Origin of the sequence: Micrococcus sp. NPDC078436, assembly GCF_040702705.1 — a bacterium.
In the GTDB taxonomy this organism is placed as follows: Bacteria; Actinomycetota; Actinomycetes; order Actinomycetales; family Micrococcaceae; genus Micrococcus.
Window position 1 is genome coordinate 64,802 of sequence record NZ_JBFBLX010000007.1, and the last position, 22,342, is coordinate 87,143.

General features: G+C 73.7%; 18 protein-coding genes and 1 tRNA gene. 8 read left to right on the plus strand and 11 right to left on the minus strand.

Going from position 1 to position 22,342, the window contains the following annotated elements; all coding sequences use genetic code 11:
• Positions 1–47 precede the first annotated feature (47 nt).
• The 7 genes from pknB to AB0302_RS05905 are packed head-to-tail and all read right to left on the minus strand — an operon-like array spanning position 48 to position 10,220.
• Positions 48–2,330, minus strand: a complete 2,283-nt coding sequence (gene pknB / locus AB0302_RS05875; protein WP_366370845.1) for a Stk1 family PASTA domain-containing Ser/Thr kinase — start codon at positions 2,328–2,330, stop codon at positions 48–50.
• A gap of 21 nt (positions 2,331–2,351) precedes the next feature.
• Positions 2,352–4,349 (minus strand): protein kinase, encoded by a 1,998-nt coding sequence (locus tag AB0302_RS05880; protein ID WP_366370846.1) that lies wholly within the window; start codon positions 4,347–4,349, stop codon positions 2,352–2,354.
• Positions 4,346–5,791 (minus strand): penicillin-binding transpeptidase domain-containing protein, encoded by a 1,446-nt coding sequence (locus tag AB0302_RS05885; protein WP_248116692.1) that lies wholly within the window; start codon positions 5,789–5,791, stop codon positions 4,346–4,348. Before AB0302_RS05885 ends, AB0302_RS05880 begins: the two co-directional genes overlap by 4 nt.
• Positions 5,788–7,224, minus strand: a complete 1,437-nt coding sequence (locus AB0302_RS05890) for an FtsW/RodA/SpoVE family cell cycle protein (protein ID WP_298710821.1) — start codon at positions 7,222–7,224, stop codon at positions 5,788–5,790. The genes AB0302_RS05885 and AB0302_RS05890 overlap by 4 nt, the downstream gene beginning before the upstream one ends.
• Positions 7,224–8,792 (minus strand): PP2C family serine/threonine-protein phosphatase, encoded by a 1,569-nt coding sequence (locus AB0302_RS05895; protein WP_366370847.1) that lies wholly within the window; start codon positions 8,790–8,792, stop codon positions 7,224–7,226. The genes AB0302_RS05890 and AB0302_RS05895 overlap by 1 nt, the downstream gene beginning before the upstream one ends.
• Positions 8,793–8,796: 4 nt before the next feature.
• Positions 8,797–9,387, minus strand: coding sequence for an FHA domain-containing protein (locus AB0302_RS05900; RefSeq protein ID WP_248116686.1), 591 nt, complete (start codon positions 9,385–9,387; stop codon positions 8,797–8,799).
• On the minus strand, positions 9,384–10,220 hold the full coding sequence (locus AB0302_RS05905; protein WP_366370848.1) for a DUF3662 and FHA domain-containing protein: 837 nt from the start codon (positions 10,218–10,220) through the stop codon (positions 9,384–9,386). Before AB0302_RS05905 ends, AB0302_RS05900 begins: the two co-directional genes overlap by 4 nt.
• A gap of 152 nt (positions 10,221–10,372) precedes the next feature.
• On the opposite strand from AB0302_RS05905, the gene AB0302_RS05910 reads away from it, so the two are divergent.
• Positions 10,373–10,456: transfer RNA gene (locus tag AB0302_RS05910), tRNA-Leu, on the plus strand.
• A gap of 109 nt (positions 10,457–10,565) precedes the next feature.
• Here AB0302_RS05910 and AB0302_RS05915 read toward each other — a convergent pair.
• Both AB0302_RS05915 and AB0302_RS05920 read right to left on the minus strand, forming a co-directional pair.
• Positions 10,566–10,766, minus strand: a complete 201-nt coding sequence (locus tag AB0302_RS05915; RefSeq protein ID WP_366370849.1) for a hypothetical protein — start codon at positions 10,764–10,766, stop codon at positions 10,566–10,568.
• 22 nt (positions 10,767–10,788) lie between these two features.
• On the minus strand, positions 10,789–11,952 hold the full coding sequence (locus AB0302_RS05920; RefSeq protein WP_366370850.1) for a DUF1524 domain-containing protein: 1,164 nt from the start codon (positions 11,950–11,952) through the stop codon (positions 10,789–10,791).
• Between the two features lie 389 nt (positions 11,953–12,341).
• Between AB0302_RS05920 and AB0302_RS05925 the strand changes: the two genes are divergently transcribed.
• Complete coding sequence (locus AB0302_RS05925; RefSeq protein WP_366370851.1) at positions 12,342–13,622, plus strand: Glu/Leu/Phe/Val dehydrogenase; 1,281 nt, start codon at positions 12,342–12,344, stop codon at positions 13,620–13,622.
• 91 nt (positions 13,623–13,713) lie between these two features.
• Here AB0302_RS05925 and AB0302_RS05930 read toward each other — a convergent pair whose 3' ends face one another.
• Positions 13,714–14,064: a universal stress protein gene (locus AB0302_RS05930; RefSeq protein ID WP_248116675.1), complete on the minus strand. Its 351-nt coding sequence runs from the start codon at positions 14,062–14,064 to the stop codon at positions 13,714–13,716.
• A gap of 167 nt (positions 14,065–14,231) precedes the next feature.
• Between AB0302_RS05930 and AB0302_RS05935 the strand changes: the two genes are divergently transcribed.
• From AB0302_RS05935 to tctA, 3 genes are read left to right on the plus strand one after another with little or no spacing between them, the layout of a single operon-like run.
• Positions 14,232–15,236, plus strand: coding sequence for a tripartite tricarboxylate transporter substrate binding protein (locus AB0302_RS05935; RefSeq protein WP_366370852.1), 1,005 nt, complete (start codon positions 14,232–14,234; stop codon positions 15,234–15,236).
• Positions 15,233–15,793 (plus strand): tripartite tricarboxylate transporter TctB family protein, encoded by a 561-nt coding sequence (locus tag AB0302_RS05940; RefSeq protein WP_366370853.1) that lies wholly within the window; start codon positions 15,233–15,235, stop codon positions 15,791–15,793. Before AB0302_RS05935 ends, AB0302_RS05940 begins: the two co-directional genes overlap by 4 nt.
• 1 nt (position 15,794) lies before the next feature.
• Complete coding sequence (gene tctA, locus AB0302_RS05945) at positions 15,795–17,300, plus strand: tripartite tricarboxylate transporter permease (protein ID WP_248116669.1); 1,506 nt, start codon at positions 15,795–15,797, stop codon at positions 17,298–17,300.
• A gap of 111 nt (positions 17,301–17,411) precedes the next feature.
• On the opposite strand, the gene AB0302_RS05950 is transcribed toward tctA, so the two are convergent.
• On the minus strand, positions 17,412–18,371 hold the full coding sequence (locus tag AB0302_RS05950) for a CoA ester lyase (RefSeq protein ID WP_366370854.1): 960 nt from the start codon (positions 18,369–18,371) through the stop codon (positions 17,412–17,414).
• Between the two features lie 398 nt (positions 18,372–18,769).
• On the opposite strand from AB0302_RS05950, the gene AB0302_RS05955 reads away from it, so the two are divergent.
• The 3 genes from AB0302_RS05955 to AB0302_RS05965 all read left to right on the plus strand — a co-directional run bounded on the left by AB0302_RS05955 (position 18,770) and on the right by AB0302_RS05965 (position 22,328).
• The gene (locus AB0302_RS05955; RefSeq protein WP_248116665.1) at positions 18,770–19,306 is read left to right on the plus strand and encodes a YceI family protein; all 537 of its coding nucleotides are present in this window, start codon (positions 18,770–18,772) and stop codon (positions 19,304–19,306) included.
• A gap of 158 nt (positions 19,307–19,464) precedes the next feature.
• Positions 19,465–21,438, plus strand: a complete 1,974-nt coding sequence (locus AB0302_RS05960; RefSeq protein ID WP_298986784.1) for an AMP-binding protein — start codon at positions 19,465–19,467, stop codon at positions 21,436–21,438.
• A 164-nt stretch (positions 21,439–21,602) separates the two neighbouring features.
• Positions 21,603–22,328 carry a dienelactone hydrolase family protein gene (locus AB0302_RS05965; RefSeq protein WP_366370855.1) on the plus strand — a complete coding sequence of 242 codons (726 nt, stop codon included), beginning with the start codon at positions 21,603–21,605 and terminating at the stop codon, positions 22,326–22,328.
• The last annotated feature ends 14 nt before the right edge of the window (positions 22,329–22,342 follow it).

A 22,342-nucleotide genomic window follows, 5' to 3' on the forward strand; every position in this document is an offset into this window, starting at 1 on the left:
CACGAAGGCCCACGAGGACGGCTGAGCGGTCCCCGCCGCCCCGCGGCTCACGTGGAGGGCGTCGGCTCGATCGAGGGCTCGGGGAGCACGGGGCCCACGCCGCCCGAGGTCGAGGGGTCCGGATCGGCCGGTGCGGTCGGATCCGGCTCCGGGTCGGGTGCCGGGCCACTGGGTGAGGGCTCCGAGGGGTCCGGGCCGGGCACGGGATCGCTCGGCGGTTCAGTGCTCGGGTCCGGGGTCGGCTCGACGGAGGTGCTCGGCTCCGGGTCGTCGCTGCTGGGCCGCGGGTCGCTCGGAGGCGCCGGGGCCGCGGTGGTCGGATCCGGCCGCGGGGCGGTGGCGGGCGGCTCCGCCGGCGGGGGGTCCCGCGTCGGCTCGGGCTCGATCCAGGACGGGGCGGGCGCGGCCGGGTCCTCCACCAGGGCGGGTCCCTCCACGCTCGCGATCGCGGAGGAGGACGTGGTCAGCGTGATCGCGGACCGGTTGTCCACGCGAGTCCCCGCGGGCGGATCCTGGCCCACCACGACGCCGGTGGCCACGGCCCCGCCCTCGTCGGACTGGACGCGGGTCGCCAGGTCCGGGGCCGTCCGGCGCAGCGTCGCCTGGGCGTCCTCCACCGTCATCCCCACCAGGTCCGGGACCGGCACCATGCCGGAGGAGAGGTAGAGGACCACGGGAGTGCCGGAGTCCACGCCGCTGCCGAGCGTCGGGTCCGTGCGCACGAGCCGGCCCCGCGCCATCCCGCCGGCGTCCTGGTACTCCACGGAGGACACGGACAGTCCCAGCCGCTCCAGCTCCGCGCGCACCGTGGACTCGGGCGCGCCCTGCAGGGACTCCGGGACCACGACGTCGGCGGGGCCGCGGGAGACGTGCACGCGCACCTCGGCGCCCCGGTCCATGGCGGCGCCGGCGGCAGGATCGGTGTCCACCACGTGCTGGGCGGGCACGGAGGCGTGGAACACCGGGACGACGGCGGCGGTGAGGCCCGCGTCCGAGAGCGCCGCCACGGCCTCCGCCTCGGTCCGGCCCCGCAGGTCCGGCACCGTCGAGGGGCCGAGGCCCCGCCCGCCCAGCGTCAGGGTGAGGACGGCGGCCAGGAGCAGCAGCACCGCCCCCATGGCGCCCACGAGGGCCAGGAACCGACGGCGGGACGTCCCCGGCTCGGGCGGCGGTGCGGCATGGGAGCCCGCGGGCGTCGGGGCTGCGGGCACGAGGGCCAGGGGGCCGGTGGTCGGGCGGGCCGGGGCCACCGCGTGGTGCGAGCCGGTGCTGGGGGAGCGTCCGTCCACGGAGGCCGCGGCGGCGAGCTGGGCGGCCGAGGGTGCTCCGGGCAGGGAGGTGCCGGCCACGGCGTGCCCGGCCACAGCCTGGGTGTCCGCGTCGTCGGGCGCGTCGCCGGGCCGTCCCCCCTCGCCCACGGCGGGCGGCGCCGCCGGGAGCGAGCGGGTGACCGGTCCCTCCTCGGCGAGGGGGAGCGCGGTGGGGTCGGCGACGGCGGCCTCGAGGGCACGGCGGAACTCGGTGGCGGAGGCGTACCGCTCGGCCGGGTCCTTGCGCAGGGCGCGCAGCACCACGGGGTCCAGCGCCGGCGGCAGCCCGGAGGCCACCTCCGAGGGCGCGGGAGGGGTTTCGCGCACGTGCTGGTAGGCGACCGCCAGAGGGGTGTCCCCCGTGAACGGCGGCCGTCCTGTGAGCAGCTCGAAGAGCACGCAGCCCGCCGAGTACAGGTCGGCACGGGCGTCCACCGCGCGCCCCGTGGCCTGTTCGGGGGAGAGGTAGAGGGCGGTGCCGACCACGGTCTGCTGGGACGTGTTCGCCGAGGTGTCCGCGAGGGCGCGGGCGAGTCCGAAGTCCGTGACCTTCACGTCCCCGGCGGGGGTCACCATCACGTTGGCGGGCTTCACGTCCCGGTGGACGATCCCCTCAGCGTGCGAGTGCTCGAGGGCCTCGAGCACGCCCACCGTCCACGCGGCGGCGCGCCGCCATGGCACGCACCCGTCGTCGAGGACCTCGCGCAGGGTCCGCCCGGAGACGTGCTCGAGGACCAGGAACGGGCAGTCGATGGGATGGTGCTGGTCCTCGCTCATGCAGACGTCGCCCGTGTCGTACACGCCCACGATCGAGGGGTGGTTGAGGGCGGCGGCGGCGCGGGCCTCGCGCCGGAACCGCGCCTGGAACTGGGCGTCCCGAGCGAGGTCCGCGCGCATCAGCTTCACGGCCACCGTCCGGTTCAGGCGCAGGTCCCGGCCGCGGAAGACGTCGGCCATGCCGCCGCGTCCGATCAGCTCGTTGATCCGGTAGCGGTCGTTGAGGATGCGGGGTCCGGGCACGGGCACCTCCGTCGGCCGGCGTCAGCCGGCGGGGGTCGCCGTGGACGTCGGGACGTCCGTGGCCGAGGGGTCGGCCACGCCGGGCGAGGAGGCGCCCCCGTCCGCGGGGGACGGGGTGCTGGTCTCGGCCGACGAGGGGTCGGGGGGAGTCGGGGCCGGGGCCTCCGTGGTCGACTCCGGGAGGGGTTCGGCCGCCGAGGAGGTCGGGGAGGCCTCGGGGGTCACCGGGGCGGCCGGGGTGCTCTCGGCGGGCTGGGAGGTGCTGGGCGCGGCCGGCGGCGCGGCGGGGGCCGAGGACGACGCCGGGGCCGGCTCCACCGGCGGGGCCGCGGGGGCGGTCCCCGAGCCGGCCGTGGCCACGATCACCTGGACGGGCGTGTCGAAGCGGTGCCGCTCCCCCGAGCCGGGCACGACGCGGACCACCTCGCCGGCGGCGCCGTCGGCCTCCGGATCGTCCACGCGGTCCACGCTGAACCCGCGCTCGCGCAGCAGCGCGACCACCGTGTCCACGGGCTGGCCCACGAGGTCCTGGGGGAGTGTCCCGGCGCCGGTGGAGACGGCCAGGGTCACGGTCTGGCCGCGTTGCAGGGGGCCCACGGGGTTCACGCCCACCACGGTGCCCTCCGGCTGCGGGTCGTCACGGTCCTCCTGCGCCACGGTCAGGCCGAGCCGCTCCAGCTCGGGGCGCACCTCGGCCACGGGGCGGCCCCGGTAGGCCTCGGCGTCCACCTGGACGGCCGAGGCCGAGGGGGAGGAGCCTGGGGCGCCGCCGTCGCGCGCCCCCATGATCAGGGGCCACAGCAGGGCGCCGAGCACCGCGAACACGAGGAGGGCGAGGAGGGCGATGAGCGGCCAGCGGGGTCCGCGGCGTCGGCCCGCGGGCGCGGAGCCCGACCGGGGCGCCACCGCGGGGGCGCCCCAGGACTCCTCGGCCGGCGCCACCATGGGCGAGGGGCGGGTGTCCGCCGGGCGCGTGGCGGAGATGTCCTGGTCGGCCTGGGGCGCGGGCGCGGCGGCCACGGGCAGTTCCGCGGTGGCTGGGCCGTCCCCGCCGCCCCGGCCGTCCTCGGAGCCGCTCTGATGCGTCGCGCGCATGCCCGCGTAGTCGAGCGTGGCGGTCTCCTGGTCCGCCTCGGCCGGCACGCCCTGCTCCTCCAGGAACGAGGCCAGCACGGGCGCGGCGGCGACGGCGGCCCGTGTGTCCCGCTGGCGCAGGGCGTCCGCCGCGTCGGAGAGGGCCGTGGCGTCGGAGGGACGCTCCCTCGGGTCCTTCGAGAGCATGCACATGATCAGCGCGCGGACCGGCGCGGGGACGGTGTCCGGCAGCGGCGGAGGGGTGTCGTTGACCTGCGCGAGGGCGATCGCGATCTGGGACTCGCCCGTGAACGGCCGGCGGCCGGCGAGGGCCTCGTAGCCGATGATGCCCAGCGAGTAGATGTCCGAGGACCCGGTGGCCTGCTGGCCCGTGGCCTGCTCGGGGGCCAGGTACTGGGCGGTGCCCATCACCTGCCCCGTGGCCGTCAGCGGCACCTGGTCCGCCAGGCGCGCGATCCCGAAGTCCGTGACCTTCACCCGGCCCGAGGGCGTGATCATGAGGTTGCCGGGCTTCACATCCCGGTGCACCAGGCCCTGCGCGTGGGCGGCGGAGAGCGCCGCGGCGGTCTGGGAGATGATCCGCAGGGTGCGCTCCGGGGAGAGGGAGGTCTCCTTCTCCAGGATCGCGGAGAGCGGCTGGCCCGGCACGAGCTCCATGACGAGGTAGGCGGAGCCCTTCTCCTCGCCGTAGTCGTACACGTTGGCCACGCCGGGGTGGTTGAGCAGGGCGGTGTGCTGGGCCTCGGCCCGGAAGCGGCGCAGGAAGTTGGGGTCGCCCGTGTACTCCTCCTTGAGGATCTTCACGGCCGTGATCCGGCCCAGGACCTTGTCCCGCGCCTTCCAGACCTCGCCCATGCCGCCGATCGCGATCCGATCGGTCAGCTGGTACCTGCCCCCGAGGGTGATCCCCGATGTCGGCCTCATTCTGCGACCACCGCTTCCATGATGCTCTTCATGCCCTCCACCACTGTCCGGTGTCCGAAACTCGTGTCCACGTCCTCGATGACGATCGTCACCGCGACCTGCGGGTCCTGCGCCGGCGCGAAGCCGGTGATCCATGAGTGCACGTTCTCACTGTCACCGATCTCCGCCGTGCCCGTCTTCGCCGCGATCCTCATCCTGTCCGAGGCCGCGCCCGTCGCGGTGCCGCTGCGGACGACCTCCTCCATCATCCCCGTGATCTGCCGCGCCACGTCCGCGTCCGTGCCTCGGCCGTGCTCCCGGGGGCTGAACTCCTCCACCGTGGTCAGGTCCGGGCGGCGCACAGCCCGCACCAGTTGCGGCTCCATCACCATCCCCTCGTTGGCGATGCCCGCGGCCACCATGGTCATCTGCAGGGCCGTGGCCTGCACGTCGCGCTGCCCGATGGCGGACTGCGCCAGGGATGCGTCGTCGAGGTCCTCGGGGAAGCGGGACGCGGCGATCGGCAGCGGCATCGAGCCCTCCTCGTTGAAGCCGAAGCGCTCGGCGGTGTCGCGGATCGCGTCCTCCCCGAGCTCGACGGCGGCCATCGCGAAGGGGGTGTTGCAGGACTGGGCCATGATCGTGGTGAGCGTGGCCTTCTCGATGCCGTCGCACTGGCCGCCGTCGTAGTTGCCCATCTGCGCCGAGGTGCCGGGCAGGGTCCACCGCGCGGGGACGTCCAGGACGTCGTCCGGGGCGTAGTCGCCGGACTCCAGCATGGCGACGGCGTCGATCAGCTTGAACGTGGAGCCGGGGGAGACCGTCTGCTCGGACGGACGGTTGCGGTACGCGCTCGCGCCCGGGATCGCCTCGAGCGCGGACATGGCCTCCTGGGCCTTCGCACGCGTGTGGGAGGAGAGGGCATTGGAGTCGAAGCCCGGGCGGGAGGCCATCGCGAGGATCTCGCCCGTCTCGGGGTCCGTGACCACCACGGAGCCGCGCACGCCCTCGGGCAGCGCGGCGTAGGCGGCGCGCTGGGCCTCCGGGTCGATCGTGAGCTCCACCTGGTCGCCCTCCGCGGTGGCGCCCGTGATGATCTCCACGGCGCGGTCCATGAACTGCGAGGTGGGGGTGCCCGCGAGCTGCTCGTTCATGGCCTTCTCCAGGCCCTCCGTGCCGTACGTGAGCGAGTAGAAGCCGGTCAGCGGCGCATACAGCGCGGTGTCGTGGTAGACGCGCTGGTAGGTGAAGGCGTCGTCGGACTCCACGGACTCGGCGATCGGCTCGCCGTCCACCAGGATGGGCCCGCGTGGTGCGCCGAACTCCAGGAAGATCTGGCGCGAGTTCAGGGGGTTCTGCTTGAGCCGGTCCGCGGCCACCACCTGGATCACGGAGGCCGCTGCGGCCAGCACCAGGAACATGGCCACCATGACCGTCCACGTGCGTCGGATCGCCTCGTTCATCGCGGGCCACCCCCCGTGGAGGAGGAGCCGGAGGCGACGGCGGCGCGCGGCAGCTCCGCGCCCGGGTCGAGGTGGCCGGCGCCGGGGCCCGAGGCGTTCACCATGGCGTCCACCACGACGGGCCGGCGGGCCGCGTGCGAGATGCGCAGCACGAGGCCCACGATGATCCAGTTGGCCAGCAGGGACGAGCCGCCTGCCGCCAGGAACGGCGTGGTCAGGCCGGTGAGCGGCAGCACGAGGGTGACGCCGCCCATCACCACGAAGACCTGCCACGCCATGGTGAAGGCCAGGCCGGAGGCGAGCACCTTGCCGAACGCGTCCCGCACGCCGAGGGCCGCCCGCATCATGCGGGTGACGAGGAGCAGGTAGAGGACCAGCACGGCGGCCAGGCCCACGAAGCCGAGCTCCTCGCCGATGCTGGCGAGGATCATGTCCGAGAAGGACAGCGGCACCTGGGTGGGGTTGCCCGCTCCGAGGCCCGTGCCCATGAGGCCTCCGGAGGCCATGGCGAACAGGCCCTGGACCACCTGGTAGGAGCCGCCGAAGTCCCGGTGGTAGATCTCCGGGTCGAACGCGTGGAGCCAGATCTGGAAGCGGGCGGTCACGTGCGGCATGAACAGGAACGCCAGCACCGCGCCCGCGGCCACCAGGCCCAGGCCCAGCAGGATCCAGGAGAACCGCGAGGTGGCGATGTACAGCATGGCCATGAACATGCCGAAGAAGAGGAGCGCCGAGCCGAGGTCCCGCTGGAACACGAGCACGCCGAGCGCCACGAGCCAGGCCGCCACGAGCGGGCCGAGGTCGCGTACCCGGGGGAACGTCAGCGGGCCCACGCGCCGCCCGGCCAGCAGGATGAGGTCCCGGTTGGCGGAGAGGTACCCGGCGAAGAAGATGGCCAGCGTGATCTTGGCGATCTCGCCCGGCTGGAAGGTGCCGAAGCCGACGTTCACCCAGATGCGGGCGCCGTTGGCGCTCAGACCGAGGCCGGGCACGAGCGGCAGCACCAGGAGGAGGGCGGAGGCCGCCAGGAAGAGGTACGGCCAGCGGCGCAGCAGCCGGTGGTCCCGCACCAGGAACACCAGGGCCGTGGCCACCGCGACGGCGAGGACGGACCACATCAGCTGCGAGTCGGCGCTGGCCCCGCGCGTGTCCTCGCTGAGCCGGCGGATCACGGCGATGCCCAGGCCGTTGAGCAGCGCGGCGATCGGCAGGATGAAGGGGTCCGCGTAGCGCGCGCGCAGGCGCAGCACAACGTGCATCACGAGGGTGGCCGCGGCGAAGACCCCGAGGGGCACGAGGTCCGTGCGGGTCACGGTGCCGCCCGCGCCCAGGATGCCCAGCAGGTCCGCGCCGACGGCCACGGCCAGGGCGAAGACCAGCAGGATCAGCTCGGTGGTGCGGCGCGGTCGCGGCGGGGAGATGACGTCGGGCATCAGCGCTCGCCTCCTTCCGGGGTCTCACCCGTGGGCGCGGGGGCGCCGGGGGCGAGGGACTCGCTCAGCTCGGTCACGATCTGCTCGGCGTGGCCGAGGTCACGGGCCGCCATGCCGGAGCGGACGCGCTCCTGGGCGTACGAGGGGAGGCCGTCCACGGACAGGTCGGTCCGCCGGTCCACATGGGAGAGGTCGAGCGGGCCCAGGTGCTGGGGGACGCCGCGGTACACGGCCACCTGCCCGGCGTCCTCGCCCACGTAGTACTGGGTCTGGGTCCACAGGTAGCCCCACAGCGCCACGGCGGCGAGGAGGAGGGCCAGCAGGGTGGTGAACACGGGGATGAACCAGCCGCGGCGGTACTGCGTCGGCTTCCCGTCGCGCCTGCGGCGGCTGTCGCCGTCGGCGCCGTCCGCCGGGGACTGCGCGGTCGCGGAGCCCTCCGGGGTCCCGACGGCGCCCGCCGCCGCGGTGTCCGAGGCGGACGCGGCCTCCGCCTCCCCGGGGGTCCCGGGACGGTCGGACGGGCCGTCAGCGGAGTCGAGCGGCGCGGGGGTGACGGACTCGCCGCCGCTCGTGAGGAGCGCGGCCGTCCGGCGGGGACGGTTCTCCGGGGCGGGCGTCTCGCCGAGCAGGGCGGCCGCGCGGCGGCGGGTGGAGCTGCGGGTGACCACGGGGATGCGGTCGGTCTTCACCGCAGAGGAGGCGGCGCCCACGATCAGGTGGGGCCGCGCCGCGAGGTCCTCGCGCAGCAGGCGCCCGGACACCGCGCCGGCCTCCGGCGCCTGGGCCACGGCCAGGGCGTCCTCCGAGAGCTGCACCTCCGGCGGAGGGGCGAGCTCCTCGGGCGTGCCCTCCGCGACCTCGAACACCACGATGGTGACGTTGTCCGGGGCGCCGCCCTTGAGGGTGAGGTCCACCAGGTTGTCCACCACGGTGTTGAGGGCCTCGCCCTCGGCCAGCTCCTGGTGGATGCGCTCCACCGTGACCACGTCCGTGAGTCCGTCGGAGCAGAGCAGCCAGCGCTCGCCGGCCGCCACGGGCACGTCGAACACGTCGAGCTCGGGGGAGGCGTCCACGTCTCCCAGCACCCGCATGAGGACGTTCTTGTTGGGGTGGAACTGCGCCTCGGCAGCCTCCAGGCGGCCCTCGTCCACGAGCTTCTGCACGAACGTGTGATCGCGCGTGACCTGGGAGAACGCGCCGTCGGCGAGGCGGTAGGCCCGCGAGTCGCCGATGTGCGCCATGTGCAGCGTCTCGCCGGCAAGGAGCGCGGCGGTGCAGGTGGTCCCCATGCCGGCCAGCTTGGGGTTGGCGTGCACGAGCTCGTTGAGGATCAGGTTCGCGTTCTGGATCTCGTCCGGCAGGACCGTGCCCGGGTCCTTGTAGCCGACGTCGTCCAGCGGGGCCAGGTCCAGCACCGTGGAGGCGCTCGCGACGTCTCCGCCCACGTGCCCGCCCATGCCGTCCGCGAGCACCGCCAGGTGACGGCCCACGTAGGCGGAGTCGTCGTTCTTGGAGCGCACGCGTCCCACGTCGGACCGAGCGGCGAAGCGGAGGACGAGGGTCATCGGATCAGGCCTCGAGCCTCATGACGGTCTTGCCGATGCGGATCACCGATTCCGGGCCCACGGGCAGAGCGCGGGTCACGGGCGCGCCGTCCACGGCGGTGCCGTTGGTGGAGCCCAGGTCCTCGAGGAACCAGCGGGTGCCCTGCGGGAAGAGCCGTGCGTGGCGGCCGGAGGCATAGTCGTCCACGAGGACCAGGCCTGCGTCCTGCGCGCGCCCCATGAGCAGCGGGCGGCCGTCCAGCTCCACCGTGCGGCCCGCGAGCGGGCCCTCCACGACGCGCAGGGTGCGGGCCAGGCGCGGGGCAGGGAGGGTGGGGGCGCTCGCGGCGGCGGGCGCGGCGTGTGCGGGGGACGACGACGGCGCCGCGGGCGAGGACCCGGCCGCGGAGGCTCCGGCGGTGGCCGGGACGGGGCCGGCGGCCACCCGGGCGACGGGGGCCTGGACCTCGGCGTCGCGCCGGGCCTGCTCGAAGCGGGTCTTGTTGCGTCGGCCCACCACGAGGTCCCGTCCCTGGGAGAGGACGATCGAGATGATCAGGATCCACAGGGCCAGCAGGAGGCCGAGGCGCAGCACGGCGATGGCGAGCTCGTTCATGCCCGGCTCCCTCCGGTCGGCGCAGCGGCGTGGAAGACCAGCTCGGTCTGGCCCACGGTGATCCGATCACCCTCGCGCAGGGTGGTGGAGCCGTCGACGCGACGGCCGTTGACGAGCACGCCGTTGCGGCTGCCCAGGTCGATGAGGGTGACCGTGGCGCCCACCCGCACGAGGCGCGCGTGCTCGCGGGAGACCGAGGTGTCCGGCACCACGAGGTCGGCGCGCTCGGCGGACCGGCCCAGCACCACGTCTGTGGTGTCGATGCGGTGGTGGACGCCGTCCAGCTCGAGTGCGGGAACGCGGGGCTGGGCCGGCTCGCGGGGCAGGACCACGGTGGGCTGGACGGCCGGCGCAGCGGCTCGGCGCGGGGCCGGCCGGCGTGCGGGCTGCGGTGCTGCCGGTGCCGGCGGCGGTGCGGGGGCAGTCGGCGCCGGAGCGGCGGGGGAGGAGGAGCTCGAGGAGCCGTCGTCGAGGTGCGAGACGACGCGCAGGCTGCCGGGGCGGACCGCCTCGTCCGCGTGGAAGGCCACGCGCACCGCGCCGGGGAGGCCGTACCCCTGGGTCTCGGCGTGGCGGATGACCTCGTCGCAGAGCTGGCTCGCCAGGGGGCTGCCCCACGCGCGGGCACGCTCGAAGTCCGCGGGGGAGAAGTGGACCACGAAGTCGTTGGGCGCCACCGTATGGCCCTCCGACAGGGCGAAGGACTCGTCGTCCATCGCGTGCCGCAGCGCCGTGGCGATCTCCACCGGCTTCACCGAGCGTGAGCCGCCCGCGGAGAACGCGGAGCGCACGGCCTTCTCCAGGCCGTGTTCGAGGTTGTCCAGAAGTCCCACCGATGGGGCCCCTTTCCACAGTCGTCGCCTCCGATAGTACGGGGCCGGACCGTGGCGAGAGGATTTGCGGGGCGGCCGGGCGTGCGGGTAGAGTATCCCTCGCTGCCTGCGGCGGTTCGTGTGAAAAGCGGATCACGAGCAGGAAGCCACTCGCGCGAGTGGCGGAATAGGTAGACGCGCTGGCTTCAGGTGCCAGTGTTCGAAAGGACGTGGGGGTTCAAGTCCCCCCTCGCGCACAGCGGGCCGGACACCGGCCGCACGGAAGGACCCGGGAACCTCGGAAGAGGATCTCGGGTCCTTTCTGCATGTCCGGGCAGGGGCGTGCTCGTGCCCACGCTCAGGGAGTCAGGCGGACCGGGAGTGGTCCGTGAATCTGTACCCGATCGGGTACTCGGCGTAGAGAACACGGCGCGGGAAGAGGCAGCTCACCTCGTCGGAGAACGCTGCCGCCGCCGAGCGGGATTCGAAGACGCCCAAGACGGTGTTGTCCGGCGTCTCATCCTGGAGGACGATCCAGACACTCGGGCGGTCCTTTTCTGAATTCATGTGGTGATCATGCACTCCAGCCTCACTCGCAGACGACCCCGTCATCGTCGCCGTCGCGGTACCAGGCGTACTTGGGGTCCGAGCCGGACGCGTAGGGGCCGTACCCGGCGTCCTTGGCCTTCTTGCAGCTGCTGAAGCGCGGGTCCGTCGCGGATTCCTCGGCTTCAGCCTCATCCGGTGCGGCCGCCTCGGGCTCGGTGGTCGCCAGCCGGGGCGCGGCCTTGGTCGGTGCGGGTTTCGGGGCGGGGGCGGGCGCCGCGCTGCTCCTCACGGGCTCCGGCGCTGCCTGCGGTTCGCTCATCGCCCCCGGCGACGCGCCGCCGTCGGGAAGCTCCTGGTCCGGGCAGGACTCGAGTACGCGTTCCATCGCGCCCTTCTCCCCGTCGGTGACCCACAGCGTGTAGGTCATCTTCACCGCGATCTGCCGCGCCACGTAGGGGCACCGCGCCGCGCTCCGCGGGGGCAGCCACGAGGCGGCGTCGGCGTCGGACTTCTTCTGGTTGGACGGGCCGTCCACGGCCAGCAGGTTCAGCGGGTCGTTGGCCAGGGCCGTCCGCTGGGCCTCGGAGAGCCCCTGGGCGCCCTTCTGCCACGCGTCCGAGAGCGCCACGACGTGGTCGATCTGCACCGCCTCCGACGTCCCCTGCCCGCGCGTGAAGTGGATCTGGGTGCCCGTGTACGGGTCCTCGAGGACACCCGTGAGCACGACGCAGTCCCGCGTGCCCGGCTTGAAGGTCTCGTCCACGAGGTCACGGGCAAGGACGTCGTTGCGCGTGTCGCAGCCGTTGTGGTCCGTGTCCGTCCACGCCGGGCCGAACTCCGCGCGGTCGTAGCCCGTCTTGGGCGCGCGGCCCTTCACCTCCAGCCGCTCCAGGGCCGCGAGGGCGCTCCCGGATCGGGCCTGCCCCTGGGCCTCCGGCGCGGACGACGACGTCGGCGCGGGCTCGGGAGGGATCGTCGCCTCGGGCGTCGCGGACCCCGACGGCGGCCCGGCCGTCGTCGTAGGGCTGGAGGCCGCCTCGGGTGCGGGCAGCGTGGGTTCGGCCGCCCGGGTGACGGACGCGGCCGCCCGGCTCGGGTCCGGCGTCGGCGTGGAGGCGGTGCTGTCCGGGGGGACGCAGCCGGACGCGAGGAGCGCGAGGGCGGCCGTGAGCGCGGCGAGGGCGCGGGAGCGGGGGAGGGGCATGCGAAGGGTCCGGTCTGTCCCCAGGCGGACGGCTGTCCCGCGGTCGGCCCTCCTGGGTGCGGGCGGCCGCGGGGGCACCTCGGGGTCAGCGGGACGATCCGGCGCGGGTGCGGGGGCCGGATCGGGGAAGGAGAGCGTTCCACCCTATCGGCGGGGGTCGTCCCCCCATGTCAGGGGCGGGTCCGGCGCGTGTCGTGGGGTGTGACGCGGGCCGCCGTCGCCCGTCCCTGGGGTGTGGCGCCTCCGGCCACTACGCTGGCCGGGTGCCCGCTGACCGTCCACCTGACGGCGCGGGCGTGAATCCGTCCGGACCGGCCTCCCCACTGACGTGGACGCCCGCTCAGGTCCGGCCGGTGACCACCCCCATCACCGACCGAGGACGTTCAACGATGACGACCACCCCGACCGGCGCCGCCACGGCGCCGGCGCCCCGCTCCCCCCTGGACGACGCGAAGGACCAGCTTGCCGCCGCCGTCGCCACGCTGGGCTACGACGAGGGGCTCCACCAGCTCCTCGCCACCCCCCGCCGCGAGATGGCCGTGGCCATCCCGCTGCGCCGCGACTCCGGTGAGGTCGAGGTGCTGCGCGGCTACCGCGTGCAGCACAACCTCTCCCGCGGCCCCGCCAAGGGCGGCGTGCGGTTCGCTCCCCACGTGGAGCTCGACGAGGTCCGCGCGCTGGCCATGTGGATGACCTGGAAGTGCGCCCTCCTGGACGTGCCGTACGGCGGCGCCAAGGGCGGCGTCAGCATTGACCCGCGCCAGTACTCGGCCGGCGAGCTCGAGCGCGTCATCCGCCGCTACACCTCCGAGATCCTGCCGATCATCGGCCCGGACCAGGACATCCCCGCCCCGGACGTGGGCACGGACGAGCGCATGATGGCCTGGATGATGGACACCTACTCCACCAGCCGCGGCCACACCACGCTCGGCGTGGTCACCGGCAAGCCCGTCGCCCTGGGCGGCTCCCTGGGCCGCGCGTCGGCGACGTCGGCCGGCGTCGTGCACGTCGCGCTCGCCGCCCTGCGGCACCGCGGCATCAAGCCCGAGGGCGCCACCGCGGTGGTCCAGGGCTTCGGCAAGGTCGGTGCGGGCGCGGTCGAGTTCCTCGCGGAGGCCGGCGTCAAGGTCGTCGCGGTCTCGGACCAGTACGGCGCCGTGCACAACGCGAACGGCCTGGACTACGACTCGCTGCTGGCGCACATGCTGGAGACCGGCAGCGTGGTGGACGCCCCGGACACCGAGCCGATGGACGCCGCCGCCGTGCTGACGATGGACGTGGACCTGCTGGTCCCGGCCGCCGTCGAGGGTGTGCTCACCGAGGAGAACGCGGGCGACGTGACGGCGCGGATCGTGGTGGAGGGCGCCAACGGGCCCACCACCTCCGCCGCCGACCGCATCCTGACCGAGAACGACGTCCTCGTGGTGCCGGACATCCTGGCCAACGCGGGCGGCGTGGTCGTCTCCTACTTCGAGTGGGCCCAGGCCAACCAGGCCTACTGGTGGTCCCGCCAGGAGGTGGACGAGCGCCTCGAGAAGCGCATGGTCACCGCGTGGGACGCGCTCCTGGAGGCCAGCCAGAAGCGAGGCCTCACCCTTCGTGAGGCCGCCACCGTGACCGCGGTGGAGCGGGTGGCCGACGCGCACCTGCTGCGCGGCCTCTACCCGTGATCGGGGGCGCCTGAGGGCGCCTGTGCACTGCACCTCGGCCCCGCGTCTCCCCCTCGGAGGCGCGGGGCCGACGTCGTCACCGGGGTGCGGGTCAGGGCTTCACGCAGAGCACGGGCACGCGGGCCTCGAGGATGAGCTGCTGGGCGGCGGAGCCCAGGAGGAGCTTGCCCACGGGGGAGCGGTGCTTCACGCCCACCACGATCCGCGTCGCGCCGATGCGCTCGGCGTGGTCCAGCAGATCTCCGACGGCGTCCCGTCCGCGCTCCTGGGCATGCTCCACGGACACCTCGACGCCCGCGTTCCCCGCCTCGGACGGGTCCGGCTCCGTGCCGTCGAGGGAGAAGTACACAAGGTTCTCGCCGCGCAGGGCGGCCTCACTCAGGGCGGCCCGGTGGGCTGCGGCGCTCTCGGGGGAACCGGTGCCGGCGATCACGATAGTCATGGGGTCCACTGTGCGCGATGGGTCGGGCGTTTGTCCCCTCCAGGAGACATGTGGCGCCCTCGATCGAATGTGACCCACATCGCTGATACCGTCTCACCACCACTCGCACCAAGACCCGTCGGCGCGGATGTCTCCGCCCTGCCGGGTCTCGTCAGAAGGACCCCAGCATGCCCTCCTCCTCGACGGCCGATCCGCCTCGCCGCGGCGGCCTCGGTCGCCTCCTGTTCTCCGTGGTGGCGGTGATCACCGTCATCGTCGCCAGCGCGTTCTCCATCGGCTCGGCCTCGGGCGGCACGGACGTCCGCACCAACCTCACCCTGATCGCCCCGGCCGCGGCCGGCGGCGGCTGGGACTCGTTCCAGCGGGAGCTCCAGCAGGCGATGCGCGTGAACGGCCTGGTGAACAACGTGCAGGTCGTGAACATCCCCGGCGCCGGCGGCACCATCGGCCTGGGCCAGCTGAGCACGCTGGAGGAGCCGAACAACCTGATGGTGGGCGGCACGGGACACATCGCGACCCACGCGGCCCGGGGGGCGGGACCGCAGCTGTCCGACGTCACGCCGATCGCCCGCGCCGTGGAGGAGTACAACCTCGTGGTGGTCCCCGCCGACTCGCCGTACCAGAGCATGGACGAGCTCATCGAGGCATGGCGTGCGGATCCGCCGCACGTGGCGTGGACCGGCGGCGGATCCTTCGACCAGCTCGTCATGGCGGACCTCGCCGGGCAGGCCGGGATCGATGTGGAGGAGACCACCTACATCAACTCCGACGGCGGCGGAGAGGCGATCCAGGCCCTGCTGAACGGCACCGCCCAAGCCACGGCGGGCGGCTTCGCCGACATGTACCCCCAGGTGCAGGGCGGCCGCCTCCGGGCGCTCGGCGTGGTGGCCCCGGAGCGACTCACGGGCGTCGAGGACATCCCCACGCTGCGGGAGCAGGGCTACGACGTGACGCTGACCAACTGGCGCGGCCTCTTCGCCCCTCCCGGGATCTCCACCGAGGACCGGGCCGATCTCGAGGCGCTCGTCACCGAGGCGCTGCAGACCCCCGAGTGGGCGGACGCGGTGGAGCGCAACTACTGGAACCTCGTGCCCCTGACCGGGCCGGAGCTCGAGACGTTCATCGACGACGAGGTCCAGCGCATCCAGAGGCTGACGGAGGAGATCCGATGAGCGACTCGACCACCGTCTCCGCCGTCTCGCCCGAGCGCTCCCGCTGGGGGCGTGCCACCGGCCTCTCGGCCCTCGTCATGCCCGGCGTGCTGGCGGCGTTCAGCCTCTACCTGCTGATCGGCTCGCTCCGCATGGACACCGAGGGGATGGACTTCCCCGGCCCCTCGTTCTTCCCGCTGATCCTCGCGGCGGTCGGGCTGGTGCTCGCCGTGGCCCTCGCCGCCCAGGTGGTGGTGACGCGCGAGTCCCCGGAGGGCCAGGCGGACGCGGACGGCGAGGTCGGCCAGCCGGCCGGTTCCCTCACCCGCTTCCACTCGGACTTCTCCGCTTTGGCGTGGGTGTTCCTGGGCTTCCTGGCGTTCTCGCTGCTGCTGCCGTGGCTCGGCTGGATCCTGGCCGGCGCCCTGCTGTTCTGGACCGTGGCCCGCGCCTTCGGCTCGCCGCGGCCGGTGTTCGACATCCTCGTGGCCCTGTTCGTCTCCTCGCTCGCGTACCTCGCGTTCGCGGTCGTGCTCGGTCTGACCCTGCCCTCGGGCATCCTGGGAGGTGGCTTCTGACATGGAGACGCTCGGTCTTCTGATGGAGGGCTTCGCGGGAGCCCTCACCCCGATGAACCTGCTGTGGGTGGTGCTCGGCTGTCTGCTCGGCACCGCCGTGGGCGTCATGCCCGGCCTCGGGTCGTCCATGGCCGTGGCCCTGCTGCTGCCCATGACGTTCGCGCTCGAGCCCACGGCCGCGTTCATCCTGTTCGCCGGCGTGTACTTCGGCGGCCTGTTCGGCGACTCGACCATGGCCATCCTGATGAACACCCCGGGGCAGGCCTCGGCCATCGCCTCCACCTTCGAGGGCCACCGCATGGCCCAGGACGGGCGCGCGGCCCAGGCGCTCGCGACGGCGGCGATCGGCGCGTTCATCGGCGGCATCATCGCCTCGGTGTGCGTGGTGTTCCTGGCGCCCGTGCTGGCCGAGTTCTCCACGAGCTTCGGACCGGCCGAGTACTTCGCGCTCGCCCTGTTCGCCTTCGTGGCCACCTCCTCCGTGGTCGCCGACTCCGTGCTTCGGGGCCTGGCATCGCTCGTGCTCGGGCTGGGCATCGCCGTGGTGGGCATCGACGGCGTCACCGGGACCGAGCGGTTCACGATGGGCTCCTCGCAGCTCTTCGACGGGATCCCGCTGGTGACCGTGACCGTGGCCGTCCTCGCCCTCGGCGAGGTGTTCCATGTCGCCTCCCGCGTGCGCCGCGAGCGGAGGGACCTGCGGATCCGCCGCACCGGCCGGCCGTGGCTCTCCGGGGCCGAGTTCCGCGAGGCCGCCCCCGCGTGGCTGCGCGGCACCGCGATCGGCCTGCCGTTCGGCATCGTCCCCGTCGGCGGCTCCGAGGTCCCCACGTTCCTGGCCTACTCCGCGGAGCGCCGCCTGGACAGGCGCCGCCGGGTCCCGATGTTCGGCAAGGGCGCCATCCGCGGCCTCGCCGCCCCGGAGGCCGCGGGCAACGCGACCACCGGCATGGCGATGGGCGCCCTGCTCACGCTGGGCCTGCCCGTCTCGGCGACCGCCGCGATCATGCTCGCGGCGTTCCGGCAGTACGGCCTGCAGCCCGGCCCGCTGCTGTTCGACCGCTCGCCCGACCTCGTGTGGGCGCTGCTGGCCAGCTTCTTCATCGCCATGGTGGTGCTCCTGGCCATCAACCTCCCGTTCGCCCAGCTGTGGGCCAAGCTCCTGCTCATCCCTCAGCACTACCTGTACGCGGGGATCACCCTGTTCTGCGGGCTCGGGATCTACGCCACCACGGGCGCCGTGTTCGACCTGCTCATGCTGCTGGCCCTCGGCGTGCTCGGCTTCCTCATGCGCCGCTACGGCTACCCGCTCGCCCCGCTCATGATCGGCATGGTCCTCGGGCCGCTCGCCGAGACCAGCCTCAGGGATGCGCTGCTGAGCTCGGTGGGCGATCCCGCCATCCTGGTCTCCAGCCCCATCACGTGGGTGATCTACGGGATCCTGGCCGTCGTCCTGGCGTTCTCGGTGCGTGCCGCCGTCGTCAGCCGCACCCGCCGGGACGTCTGAGCGGAGGCGGGATCCGCGCCCCCCGAGGCAACACGGGTTGAGTTGTCACCGGTGTGCGGCCTCCGCACCCGTGACAACTCAACCCGCGTTTCTGGTGGGCGACGGCCCCGCTCAGTAGTGGTACGTGTCCGACGGCGCCGTGATCGCGTTGTCCTGGTCCGGGTACCGCGTGGAGTGCACCCCGAACGCGGCGGCCAGCCCGAGGATCTTCTCCGCGCGCGCCTTGCGGGGCAGGTCGGAGCCGTTGCGGATCTCGCCGCCGTCGGCCTCGAAGTCCGCGAGGAACTCGTGGGCCCACGCCAGCTCCTCCTGGGACGGGCTGAGCCCCTCGTTCACGGCCGCGCACTGCTCCGGCGCGAGGCACAGCTTGCCGGTCATGCCGAACTCCGCGGTCACCGCCGTCGCCTCGGCGAGCTTCACGCCGGTGGAGCCCACGGTGGGCCCGTCGATCGCGCCCGGCAGCCCCGTGGCCTTCGCCGCGATCGTGAACTGGGACCGCGTGTACGCCAGCGCCATCGGCGACTCGCCCAGGCCGGTGTCGCGGCGGAAGTCGCCGATGCCGAACGCCAGGCGGAACGTGCCCTTCGCGGCGGCGATCGAGTCGATCCGCTGCAGTCCGCGTGCCGTCTCCACGAGCGCCACCACGGGCACGCCCGGCAGCCGCTTCGCGGTCTCGTTCACGTGGTCGGTGGACTCCACCATCGCCAGCACGACGCCGGCCAGGCCGCCCTCGGCGACCGGCCCGCCCAGGTGCGCGGGCAGGGTCGCGGCGAGCGCCGCGACGTCGTCCTCCCACCACTTCGAGCCGTAGCCGTTGAGGCGCACCCACGCGGTGTGGCCCGAGGTGAGCCAGTCGACGGTGTCCTGCAGGGCCTTGGGCTTGTCCGCGGGGGCCACGGAGTCCTCGACGTCCAGGATGACGATGTCCGCGGCCGAGTCCTCCGCGGGCTGGAAGCGCCCGGGCTGCGCGGCGTTCACGAGCAGCCAGGAGCGGGCGAGCTCGGGGTCGATCCGCTGGCCGGGCACGGGGGAGAACGGCTGGGTGGGCGAGGGGGAGAGGGTGACGGTCATGGCTGGGCCTCCTTCAGGCGGGAGGGCGACGCGGGGGCGGGTCGCCGGGGCTGGTGTCGTCGTCGGACGGTCCGCGGGCGGGGTGCCTCACGCGGATCGGTCGGACGGGGAGGACCAGGTGGGGGCCCGTCGTCGTCGGCGCGGGTCGGCGCCGGGAGCGGCCGCGGGTGGGCGGCACGTGTGGCCTAGGTTACAGGACACCGGTCGCGACGACGATGCCCGCGCCCCCGGCGCGCGAACGACGAGATTCCGCGGTTCACACGTGAAGTGTGACGGAGTGTTTCTGACTTTCACGTGCAAGTCCTGGACGCGCGATGGAGAGAGATGTTTAGATTTGAAACAAGCACGGGGGAGCACCCTGTGACCGCAGATCCGAACATCCTTGAAGGAGCATCCCCATGACGCAGGTCACCCCCGGAACCTGGAACCTCGACGCCTCCCACACCGAGGTGGGCTTCACGGTCCGCCACGCGGGCATCTCCAAGGTGCGCGGCACCTTCCAGGCCGTCTCCGGCACCCTCACCGTCGCCGAGGACTTCGCCCGCTCCTCCGCGGACATCACCGTGGACATGCAGTCCATCGACACCAAGGACGCCAACCGCGACGGCCACCTCAAGGGCGAGGACTTCTTCGACGTGGAGAAGCACCCCACCATGACCTTCCGCTCGACCGAGGTCCGCGGCTTCGACGGCGAGGAGTTCGTCCTGGTCGGCGACCTCACCATCCTCGAGACCACGAAGCAGGTCGAGCTGGAGGTCGAGCTCGGCGGCCAGACCACCGACCCGTTCGGCACCACCCGCGTGGGCTTCGAGGCCAAGACCGAGATCTCCCGCAAGGACTTCGGACTGACCTGGAACGCCGGGCTCGAGGCCGGCGGCGTGCTGGTGGGCGACAAGGTGAAGATCGAGATCGACGCCGAGTTCGTCCAGGCCTGATCCGGGCCCGGCCCGCCGGACCCGCAGACGTCCGGGGCTGATCGTCTCCCCCCCCGGACACCCCACGACGCCGGTCGCCCCCACTCCGGGGCGGCCGGCGTCGCCGTGGCCGGACCGGGTGCAGGTCAGCGGGCCGCGGATGCACGAGAATCGTCACCATGGACTCCGCCTCCCCGGTCCCCGCCGCCCCGTCCGCCTCCCCGGTCCCCCGCCGCCAGGTGGACATGCCCGCCCTCGCCGACGCCGCCGAGCTGCGCAACATCACCGACGTCCTGGAGCGCCGCGTCGCGGGGCACCCCGACGTGGTGGCCTTCCAGGTGCGCCACCCCGCCGCGCCGTTCGACGCCCCGTGGGAGCCGGTCACCACGGCCGCGTTCCACGCCCGGGTGCGCGCGCTGGCCAAGGGCCTGATCGCGCTGGGGATCCGCCCGGGGGACGCCGTGTCCATCGTCTCCGCCACCCGGTACGAGTGGACCCTGATGGACCTCGCCTGCCTCTACGCGGGCGCCGTGGTGGTCCCCATGTTCGACTCCGCCCCGGCCACGCAGATGGCGGCGATCGCCGACGTCGTGGGCGTGCGCGCCGCCTTCGCCGGCTCCCGGGCCGCCGCAGCCACGCTGCGCGAGGCCCTCGACGCGCGGGACGGCGCCGCTCGCGGCCCCCACGGGTCCGCGGTGTGGACCCTGGACGACGCCGACGCCGACGGCGCCCCCGCCGGCGACCTGCGCGCCCTCGAGGCGCTCGGCGCCGACGTCACCGACGGGGCGCTCGAGGCGGCCCGCACGGCCCGAGGCCTGGACGACGTCGCCACGATCGTGTTCACGTCCGGCACCACGGGGGAGCCCAAGGGGACGAGGATCCTGCACCGGTCCTTCGTCCACCAGGTGCTCAACGTGGCCGAGGCCTACCGGGGGTTCGTGCACCCGGGCGGCTCCACCGTGCTGTTCCTGCCGCTGGCGCACGTGCTCTCCCGCGCCGTGCAGATGATCTGCCTGCACGGTGGGATGTCCGTGGCGCACGTGGGCTACCCGAAGGCCGCCGTGCCGTCCATGGGGCAGATCCGCCCGACCTTCGTGATGGTGGTCCCCGGCGTGCTGTCCAAGATCGTGCTCGGCGTGGAGGAGAAGGCGCGCGGCACCCGCGTGGGCCCGCTCTCCGTGGGCGTGCTCTGGGAGCGCGCCCGGGCGGCCGCCGTCGCGAAGGGGCGCGTGGTGCTGGGCGAGGACCCCAAGCTCCTGGTGCCCGTGCGCGCCCAGCTGGCCCTCTACGAGCGGCTCTTCTACCGCCGGGTGCGGCACCTGCTCGGCGGCCGGGTGACCCACCTGCTGTGCGGCGCGGCCAAGCTCGACCCGGACCTGCTGCGCCTGTTCACCGGCATGGGCCTGACCGTGTTCGAGGGCTACGGGCTCACCGAGACCACCGCCCCCGCCGTGGGCCATCGCGAGGGGGACGTGGTCCCCGGCACCGTGGGCCTGCCCCTGCCCGGGATGTCCGTGCGGATCGCTGACGACGACGAGATCCAGATGCGCGGCCCCGGCGTGTTCGCCGGGTACACCGACGAGGATGAGACCGCCGCCGCGTTCGACGGCGAGTGGTTCCGCACCGGGGACCTCGGCCGTCTCGACGACGACGACCGGCTCACCGTGACCGGTCGCGTCAAGGACGTGATCGTCACCGCCAACGGCAAGACCATCAACCCCGCCGCGTGGGAGCGCGAGGTGGAGCTGCACCCCGCGGTCGGCCACGCCGTGGTGATCGGCGATGGCCTGGACCACCCCACCGCCATGATCCTGCTGGACCGCGAGGCCCTCGCCGCGTGGGTGCAGCGTCACCTGCCGGACTGGCAGGTGCCCGACGCCGTGTCCGCCCGCCTGCGGGACGGCGCCGAGACCGCGGAGCGGTTCAGGGACGAGGCCGGGCGCATGATCGAGGTCTCCGAGCAGCGGATCCGCGACTCGGTGGGCGCGGCCATCGACGCCGCCAATGCGAAGGTCCCCGTGCCCGAGCGGCTGCGCTCCTACAAGGTGCTCCTGCCGGACCCCGAGGAGCTCGCCGCGCTCCTCACGCCCACGCAGAAGCTCAAGCGCTCGGCGCTCGCGGAGCGGATCGCGCACCTGCTGCCGAAGCGCTGAGGTGCTGAAGCGCTGACGCTCCGACGCTTCGGCGCTCCGGCGCGCCGGCGCGTTGTGGTCACGACACGCCGTCCGCCCCGGAGCGTGCGCGGCGTGTCGTGACCACAGCGCGGAGTGCGACCAGCCCTCGCCGCACCCCGGGCGCGATCCGTAGGGTGGGGCGCATGATGGCTTCCAAGACCCCGCACCAGAACGTCTCGTTCAACCTGCCCACGAAGGACGCCTCCCGCGACGGCGACCAGCAGGGCCACGGCTACCTTGCCCTCCCCGAGTCCGGCCAGGGCCACGGCGTGATCGTGATCCAGGAGTGGTGGGGCCTCGTGGACCACATCAAGGACGTGTGCGACCGCCTCGCCGAGGAGGGCTTCGTGGCCCTCGCCCCGGACCTCTACGGCGGCTGGATCGCCCATGACGGCGACGAGGCCGGCGAGATGATGGAGAACCTCCCCGCCGAGGAGGGTGCCCGCCAGCTGGCCGGCGCGGTCGACTACCTCCTCTCCCGCGACGAGGTCACCTCCGAGACCGTCGGCGCGATCGGCTTCTGCATGGGCGGCGGCTTCGTGCTCGCCCTGGCGAACCAGCAGGGCGCGAGGGTCTCCGCCGCCGTGCCCTTCTACGGCGTGGGCCAGGGCGTGCCCGGCGACTTCTCCGGCGTCCGCGCCGCGGTCCAGGGCCACTACGCCGAGCGCGATCAGATGTTCCCCGTGGAGAAGGCCCGTCAGCAGGAGCAGCAGATCCGCGAGGAGTCCGGCGCGGAGGTCGAGTACTTCTACTACGACGCCGACCACGCCTTCCACAACGACGAGAACCCGGCGGGCAACTACCAGGAGGCCGAAGCGAAGCTCGCCTGGGGCCGCGCGGTCTCCTTCCTGAAGGAGAAGGTCCGCTGAGCCCCGCACGAGGC

Coding starts and splice junctions, on each gene's coding strand:
- AB0302_RS05940 (WP_366370853.1), top strand. CDS start 15,233: ATGAGCGACTCGACCACCGTCTCCGCCGTCTCGCCCGAGCGCTCCCGC.
- tctA (WP_248116669.1), top strand. CDS start 15,795: ATGGAGACGCTCGGTCTTCTGATGGAGGGCTTCGCGGGAGCCCTCACC.
- AB0302_RS05950 (WP_366370854.1), bottom strand. CDS start 18,371: ATGACCGTCACCCTCTCCCCCTCGCCCACCCAGCCGTTCTCCCCCGTG.
- AB0302_RS05935 (WP_366370852.1), top strand. CDS start 14,232: ATGCCCTCCTCCTCGACGGCCGATCCGCCTCGCCGCGGCGGCCTCGGT.
- AB0302_RS05885 (WP_248116692.1), bottom strand. CDS start 5,791: ATGAACGAGGCGATCCGACGCACGTGGACGGTCATGGTGGCCATGTTC.
- AB0302_RS05890 (WP_298710821.1), bottom strand. CDS start 7,224: ATGCCCGACGTCATCTCCCCGCCGCGACCGCGCCGCACCACCGAGCTG.
- AB0302_RS05960 (WP_298986784.1), top strand. CDS start 19,465: ATGGACTCCGCCTCCCCGGTCCCCGCCGCCCCGTCCGCCTCCCCGGTC.
- AB0302_RS05955 (WP_248116665.1), top strand. CDS start 18,770: ATGACGCAGGTCACCCCCGGAACCTGGAACCTCGACGCCTCCCACACC.
- AB0302_RS05925 (WP_366370851.1), top strand. CDS start 12,342: ATGACGACCACCCCGACCGGCGCCGCCACGGCGCCGGCGCCCCGCTCC.
- AB0302_RS05900 (WP_248116686.1), bottom strand. CDS start 9,387: ATGAACGAGCTCGCCATCGCCGTGCTGCGCCTCGGCCTCCTGCTGGCC.
- AB0302_RS05880 (WP_366370846.1), bottom strand. CDS start 4,349: ATGAGGCCGACATCGGGGATCACCCTCGGGGGCAGGTACCAGCTGACC.
- AB0302_RS05965 (WP_366370855.1), top strand. CDS start 21,603: ATGATGGCTTCCAAGACCCCGCACCAGAACGTCTCGTTCAACCTGCCC.
- AB0302_RS05895 (WP_366370847.1), bottom strand. CDS start 8,792: ATGACCCTCGTCCTCCGCTTCGCCGCTCGGTCCGACGTGGGACGCGTG.
- AB0302_RS05915 (WP_366370849.1), bottom strand. CDS start 10,766: ATGAATTCAGAAAAGGACCGCCCGAGTGTCTGGATCGTCCTCCAGGAT.
- AB0302_RS05920 (WP_366370850.1), bottom strand. CDS start 11,952: ATGCCCCTCCCCCGCTCCCGCGCCCTCGCCGCGCTCACGGCCGCCCTC.
- AB0302_RS05930 (WP_248116675.1), bottom strand. CDS start 14,064: ATGACTATCGTGATCGCCGGCACCGGTTCCCCCGAGAGCGCCGCAGCC.